At 71.9% G+C, this 7,429-nt stretch carries 2 protein-coding genes; both read right to left on the bottom strand.

The annotated features are described in order from the left end of the window. Nucleotides 1–5,973: type I polyketide synthase (locus AAW14_RS38775; RefSeq protein ID WP_265569171.1), on the bottom strand; the 5,973-nt coding region annotated here is incomplete at its 3' end. Nucleotides 5,974–6,041: 68 nt separating this feature from the next. Beyond that, a partial coding sequence (locus AAW14_RS38770; protein WP_265569170.1) for a type I polyketide synthase occupies nucleotides 6,042–7,429 on the bottom strand: 1,388 nt, incomplete at its 5' end.

The following is a 7,429-nucleotide window of genomic DNA, read 5'->3' as shown; positions in this document are numbered from 1 at the left end:
ATCACTGAGCCGCTCCACCAGCAGCATGCCGACCCCCTCGGACCAGCCCGTACCGTCCGCACCAGCAGCGAACGCCCTGCACCGCCCGTCCGCCGACAGACCACGCTGACGGCTGAACTCCACAAACACCGCAGGACTGGCCATCACCGTCACACCACCGGCCAACGCCATCGAGCACTCACCAGCACGCAACGACTGAATCGCCAAGTGCAACGCCACCAACGACGACGAACACGCCGTATCCACCGTGACCGCCGGCCCCTCCAGACCGAACGTGTACGACACACGCCCCGACGCGACACTGCCGGAGCCTCCGGTGGTAAGGAGACCTTCGACGCCTTCGGGGAGCTCGCGCGGGCCCTGGCCGTAGTCGTGGTACATCAGGCCGGTGAAGACTCCGGTCCGGCTGCCCCGCACCGAGGCCGGATCGATCCCCGCGTTCTCGAACACCTCCCAGGACGCCTCCAGCAGCAGCCGCTGCTGCGGGTCCATCGCGAGCGCCTCACGCGGCGAGATCCCGAAGAAGCCGGCGTCGAACTCGGCTGCCTCGTGCAGGAAGCCGCCCTGTGCGGTGTACGTGGTGCCGAGCCGCTCGGGGTCCGGGTCGTACAGCGACTCGATGTCCCAGCCACGGTCGTCGGGGAAGCCGGAGATGCCGTCCCGGCCGTCCGTGACCAGCCGCCACAGGTCTTCCGGCGAGCGCACCCCGCCCGGCAGGCGGCAGCTCATACCGACGATGGCAATCGGCTCGTCGGCGGTGTCCGTGGGCTGCCGCAACGCTGCCGTGGCCTCCGGTGCCTCGCCGAGGAGTTCGGCGCCGATGTGGCGGGCGAGGGCGGCGGGGGTCGGGTGGTCGAAGGCGAGGGTCGCGGGCAGGCGCAGGCCGGTTCCGGAGGAGAGCCGATTGCGCAGTTCGACGGCCGTCAGGGAGTCGAAGCCGAGGTCCTGGAAGGCGTGGGCGGGCTGGATCGCGTGGGGCGAGGAGTGCCCGAGCACGGCGGCGACCTCGGACCGTACGAGTTCCAGGACGGCCTCGTCGCGCTCGTCACGGGTCAGTCCGGCGAGGCGGGAGGCCAGTGTTCCGGTGGTGGCGCGCTGGGCGGTGCCGCGAGTGGTGGTACGGACGAGCCCGCGCAGCAGGGCCGGTACCGGTGCGGCCGTCAGGTCGCGCAGGGCCGTCGTGTCGAGGCGGACCGGTACGAGCACGGGTGCGGCCGAGGCGAGTGCGGCGTCGAAGAGCCGCAGGCCGTCCTCGGTGGACAGCGGCAGCACGCCCGAGCGCGCCATCCGCGACCTGCCGGCCTCGTCGAGGGCGTCGGCCATGGCGCCTTCCTGCTCCCAGGGGCCCCAGGCCAACGAGACCGTGGGCAGACCCCGGCCCCGGCGGTGCCGGGCGAAGGCGTCGAGGAAGGCGTTGGCTGCCGCGTAGTTGCCCTGGCCGGGGTTGCCGAAGACACCGGCGGCGGAGGAGAAGAGCACGAATCGCGTGTCTTCACTTGTCAGTTCGTGCAGGTTGAGCACGGCGTCGGCCTTGGGCTTCAGCACGGCTTCCAGGCGCTGCGGCGTGAGCGCGGCGATCACGCCGTCGTCCAGTACGCCGGCGGTGTGCACGACGGAGTGGACGGGTGTCGCGGCCAGGACCCGGGCGAGTGCGTCGCGGTCGGCGACGTCGCAGGCGGCCCAGGTCACCTCGGCACCGTGCGCGGTGAGTTCGGCCTCCAGGGCGGCGGAGCCGGGGGCGTCCGCGCCACGGCGGCTGACCAGCAGCAGTCGGCGCACGCCGTGTTCGGTCACCAGGTGGCTGGCGACGGTGGCGCCGAGCGCTCCGGAGGCGCCGGTCAGCAGGACGGTGCCGAGCTCGGGGGCGGAGGCTTCCGGATCCTGGGGTGCCGCCCGAGTCAGGCCGGGCACGCGGGGCTCCCCGTCGCGGACAAGGACATGGGGTTCGCCGGTGCGCACGATGCCGGGTACGAGCGTCGACACGTCGGCCCGGCCGTCGGTCTCGAGCAGCACGATCCGGTCCGGGTTCTCCGCCTGGGCTGAGTGAACCAGACCGCCGGCGGCGGCGTGGGCGAGGTCGTCGCAGCGCGCCACCAGGACCAAGCGCGACGTCCGTTCCTCGGCCGACCACCGCTGGAGCAGCCGCAGCACCTCGGCGGTGACCTCGTGGACCCGCTCTGCCTCGGACGCCCCGTCCGGTCCGTCCGGGCAGGGAACCACGACGACGTCCGGCTGCGACACGCCGTCGATGTCGCTCAGCGACTGGACGTCGGATGCGTACGCGACCGCCGTCCCCTCCGCGTCGGACGGCAGGGACAGCGGCGTCCACTCCACGGTGAACATCGCGTCCTCGGAGCGCTTGCGGAGCTGCTCCGCCGAAACGGCGCGCAGCGTCAGCGACTCCACGGACGCGACCGGCTCACCGGCGGCGTCGGCCAGGAGCAGTGACACCGTGTCCGTGCCATTTCCTGCCAGCCGTACGCGTACGGTCGACGCCCCCGTCGCGCGGACGGACACGCCGGACCAGGTAAACGGCAGCAGGGGGCCATCCGCTTCGGTCACCAAGGTGCCGCCCGCGCCGATCGCGTGCAGCGTCGCGTCCAGCAGCGCCGGGTGCAGGAGGAAGGAGCCGACGTCCAGGCCGTCGGGCAGGGCGACTTCGGCGAAGACGTCCGTACCTGCGCGCCACACGGCGCGCAAGCCGCGGAACGCCGGCCCGTAGACAAGGCCGAGGCCGTCGAGCCGCTCGTAGAAGCCGTCGAGACCGACCGGCTGGGCACCCTCGGGCGGCCACACCGTCAGCGCCCGGTCGGCCGGGGCTGCCGAGCTGCCGGTGACGAAACCGGTCGCATGCCGGATCCACGGCAGTTCGGTGTCGTCCTCGGCGCGCGAGTGCACGGTCAGCGGCCGTCGCCCGGAACCGTCGTCCGCTCCGACCCACACCTGGACCGCGACGCCTCCCTGCTCGGGCAGCATCAGGGGCGCTTCGAGGGTGAGGTCCTCCAGCACTTCGCAGCCGGCTTCGTCGGCCGCGCGCACCGCGAGTTCGACGAACGCGGTGCCCGGCAGCAACACGGTCCCGAGGACCACGTGGTCGGCCAGCCACGGGTGCGTACGCAGCGACAGCCGCCCGGTCAGCAGCCGTTCGTCACCACCGGCGAGAGCGACGGCGGCGCCCAGCAGGGGGTGACCGGCGGAGCCCAGGCCGGCCGCGCGCATGTCGCCGGGCGCAGCCGGTAGGGCATCGAGCCAGTAGCGCTCGTACTGGAAGGCGTAGGTGGGCAGTTCGACGCGCCGGGCTGTGGGGAAGAAGGCGGCCCAGTCCGGCGAGAGGCCGCGCGTGTGCAGTTCGGAGACGGCGGACACGAGGGCCGCGCGCTCCGGGCGGTCGGCGCGCAGTACCGGGACCGCGAGCGCTTCGGTGTCGTCCAGGCAGCCTTGCGCCATACCGCTGAGGACGCCGCCGGGGCCGATCTCCACGAACGTGGTGACACCCTGCTCGTGCAGGGTCTGGACTCCGTCGGCGAAGCGGACCGCCTCACGGACATGACGGACCCAGTACTCGGCGGTATAGGTGTTGACGAACCGGCCCGTGACGTTGGAGACAACCGGGATCTTCGGCTTCTCGAAGGTCAGACCGCGCAGGACATCGGCGAAGTCGTCGAGCATGGGGTCCATCAGCGGCGAGTGGAAGCCGTGACTGACATTCAGCCGGGAGGTCTTGCGGCCCTGCTGGGCGAAGGCCTCCGCTATGTGCGCGACAGCGCCCTCGGCACCCGAAATCACCACGGACCGTGGTCCGTTGACGGCCGCGATGCTCACCTCGTCGGTGAGGTGAGGCAGGATCTCGTCCTCGGTGGCCTGCACGGCGACCATCGCGGAGCCACCGGTGGGCAGGGCCTGCATCAGCGCAGCACGCGCGCACACCAGCTTCGCGGCGTCCTGCAGCGACAGCGCCCCGGCCACGTACGCGGCCGCGATCTCGCCGACGGAGTGACCGGCCACGTAGTCGGGCCTGATGTCCCAGGACTCCAGGAGCCGGAACAGGGCCACTTCGAGGGCGAAGAGGGCGGGTTGGGCGACCCCGGTCCGGTGCAGCTCCTCCGAGTCGACGTCGATCGCGGCGTCGAGACACTCACGGACCTCGTCGTACGCGGCCGCGAACACGGGATACGAGGCGTAGAGCTCGCGTCCCATGCCCAGGCGTTGCGAGCCCTGTCCGGAGAAGAGGAAGCCGACGCGGCCTGCGGTGCCGGAGCGGCCGCGCACCACACCGGGGGCGGGGGATCCGGCGGCCACCGCGCGCAGTCCCGCGACGAGCTCCTGAAGGGTCTCGCCCTGCACCACCGCGCGGTGTTCGAGGGCCGTGCGGGTCGCGGCGAGCGAGAATGCCAGGTCTTTCAGGGGGACTTCGTCGTCCAGGTGGGACAGCAGGCGTTCGGCCTGCCCGCACAGCGCTGCTTCGTTCTTGCCGGACAGCACCCACGGCACCGGTCCGCCCTCGGCCGGAAAGGCGGCCTCGACGGCTGCCGTCGCGGGGGTCCCGCCGCCCTCTTCGGGCCCTTCGGTCTCTTCGAGGGCCTCGGCCGACGGGGCTTCCTCGATGATCGTGTGCGCGTTGGTGCCGCTGATCCCGAAGGACGAGATCGCGGCCCGGCGCGGCTGGTCCGAGGTCGGCCAGGCAACGGGCCGGGTCAGCAGCCGTACCGCGCCGACCGACCAGTCCACGTGCGGCGACGGATCGTCGACGTGCAGTGTGGGCGGCAGCTGGCCATGGCGCATGGCCATGACCATCTTGATGACGCCGGCCACACCGGCCGCGGCCTGCGTGTGCCCGATGTTGGACTTGATCGACCCCAGCCACAGCGGCCGTTCTTCGGACCGCCCCTGGCCGTACGTCGCGAGCAGGGCCTGTGCCTCGATCGGGTCGCCCAGCCTCGTGCCCGTGCCGTGTGCCTCGACCACGTCGACCTGGGCCGTGGTCAGCCGGGCGGCGGTCAGGGCCTGACGGATCACCCGTTGCTGGGACGGGCCGTTGGGGGCGGTCAGGCCGTTGGAGGCGCCGTCCTGGTTGACGGCTGATCCACGGACCACCGCGAGGACTTGGTGGCCGTTGCGGCGGGCGTCGGAGAGCCGTTCGACCAGCAGCAGGCCGACTCCCTCGCCCCAGCCGGTGCCGTCGGCGCCGGCCGCGAACGCCTTGCAGCGGCCGTCGGGCGCCAGTCCGCGCTGGCGGCTGAAGCCGACGAAGGTGGCGGGGCCGACCATCGCGGTGACCCCGCCGGCCACGGCCAGCGAGCACTCACGGCTGCGCAGCGACTGGACGGCCAGGTGCAGGGCGACGAGCGAGGACGAGCAGGCCGTGTCCACAGTGACGGCCGGGCCTTCGAGACCGAAGGTGTAGGCCACCCGGCCGGAGGCGACACTGCCGGAGGTGCCCGTGCCCAGGTAACCCTCCAGGTCTTCCGGGGAGTTCTGCAGGGCGGCGAGGAACTCATGGTTCATCACACCGGCGAACACCCCGGTCCGGCTCCCCGAGAGCGAGGAGGCGTCGATGCCCGCCCGCTCGAAGAGTTCCCAGGAGGTCTCCAGCAGCAGCCGCTGCTGGGGATCCATCGCGAGCGCCTCGCGGGGCGAGATCCCGAAGAGGCCGGCGTCGAACTGCGCCAGGTCGCTCAGGAACGCGCCCTCGCGGGCGTAGCTGGTGCCGCGGTGTTCCGGGTCCGGGTCGTAGAGCGCGTCCAGGTCCCATCCTCGGTCGGCGGGGAACTCCGTGACGGCGTCCCGGCCGGTGGATACCAGCTCCCACAGGTCCTCCGGCGAACGGACGCCTCCCGGGTAGCGGCAGCTCATCCCGATGATGGCGACCGGCTCCCCGGCGGCGTCCTCCTGCTCACGAAGGCGCCGCCGGGTCTCCTGGAGATCTGTGGTGACTCGCTTCAGGAAATAGCGGAGCTTGTCCTCGTTCGCCACCGAAATCGTCCCTCACCCCTGGGCAGGCTCACCGGAATTCGGCTAGGGAAACCGGGACGCCGTAGTCGTCAGGAGATCCCGAATTCCTTGCCGAGCAGATCGAACACTTCGTCGTCCGTGGCCGATTCCAGATCGCCGCTGATTCCAGGGTCTTCCGGCGCCTTGCCGGATTTCCCGGCAACTGCCAATACACTCTGGAGCTTTGACACGATCCGGTCGCGGGCGTCGCCCGGAGCCACCTTCGCAAGCAATTCTTGTTCGAGCCTGTCCAGGTCGGCAAGTAGGGATTCCACTAGGACGGGTTCGGCCGCCGACGCCGTCTCCGCGAGCACATGCCGGGCCAGGAGTGCGGGCGTCGGACAGTCGAAGACCAGCGTCGCGGGCAGCCGCAGCCCGGTGGCCCTGTTCAGCCGGTTGCGGAGTTCGACGGCTGTCAGCGAGTCGAAGCCCAGGCCCTGGAAGGCGTGTTCCGGCTGGACCGTGCTGCCGGAGGCGTGGCCCAGGACCGCGGCAACCTCCTCCCGTACCAGGTCCAGGACGACCTTGCCGCGCTCGCCCTCCGGCAGGTCCGCCAGGCGGGTTGCCAGCGAGGACGCCGAGGGTGCGGCCGCGGTACGTGCGCTCCTGCGGGAGGGGGCCGACGCCAAGGACCGCAGCACCGCCGGGGGTTCGCCGGTGCGCAGCGCGCCGCTGTCGATACGGACCGGGGCGAGCACCGCCTCGTCCGAGGTCAGCGCCGCGTCGAACAGCCGCAACCCCTCCTGCGACGACAGCGGCAGTACGCCGCTGCGCGCCATGCGCGCCCGGTCGGCGTCGGCCAGACTCTCCGTCATCGCGCCGGCCTGCTCCCACACTCCCCACGCCAGCGACGTGGCGGGCAGGCCGTCACGGCGTCGGCGGGAGGCGAAGGCGTCGAGGAAGGAATTCGCCGCAGCGTAACTCGCCTGTCCGGCGCTGCCGACGATTCCGGCGACGGAGGAGAAGAGGACGAAGGCTGCCAGGTTCATGCCCCGGGTGCACTCGTGGAGATTGAGTACGGCGTCCACCTTGGGCCGGAAGACCTCTCGCATCCTTTCCGGAGTGAGCGCGGAGACGACTCCGTCGTCGAGAAGGCCCGCGGTGTGCACGACGGCCGACAGCGGATGGCCATCGAGCTTTTCCAGCATTGCGGAGACGGCTTTCCTGTCCGCCATGTCGCAGGCCGCCCAGGTGATTTCGGCGCCCCACTCGGTCAGCTCGGCGGTCAGTTCCGCCGCTCCGTCGGCCTCCGCTCCCCGGCGGCTCGCCAGCAGGAGTCGGCGCACCTTGTGCTCGGACACCAGGTGCCGGGCGACGAGTCCGCCGAGCGCCCCGGACGCGCCGGTCACCAGGACCGTGCCTTCTCCGAGGTCCGGCGCGCCCGCGGCGGCCCCGGGCAGCTTCGCCAGACGCGGCACGAGCACGTCCTTCCCGCGCA

The sequence above is a fragment of the Streptomyces hygroscopicus genome (assembly GCF_026168105.1).
In the GTDB taxonomy this organism is placed as follows: domain Bacteria; phylum Actinomycetota; class Actinomycetes; order Streptomycetales; family Streptomycetaceae; genus Streptomyces; species Streptomyces hygroscopicus_D.
The sequence above is the reverse complement of the archived record's forward strand: the minus strand, read 5'-3'. Positions and strand labels throughout refer to the sequence as shown.